Here is a 213-nt window from a genome sequence, read left to right on the forward strand (position 1 = left end):
ATCTGAAGCTTTGAAGTAAACATCATAACGGATTTCACAAGCTTCTAGATTATCAAAAGTGATAACGCTCATATAATTTGGTAATGTCACTTCATTTTCAAATTTGACTGTGAAGGGTGGTAAACCTTCTTGAACAAACCAAGCTTTATACGCAATGATTTCCCCAGTCGGTTGGTTATTTTCAAAACGCTGTTGCGGATAAAGTTCTGTACT

At 35.7% G+C, this 213-nt stretch carries 1 protein-coding gene; it reads right to left on the bottom strand.

The features are described from left to right. The coding region (locus HMPREF2663_RS09720; protein WP_070846346.1) for a hypothetical protein at window positions 1-213 on the bottom strand (213 nt) is incomplete at both ends.

Origin of the sequence: Staphylococcus sp. HMSC077D08 (assembly GCF_001837945.1) — a bacterium.
Lineage (GTDB): Bacteria > Bacillota > Bacilli > Staphylococcales > Staphylococcaceae > Staphylococcus > Staphylococcus epidermidis.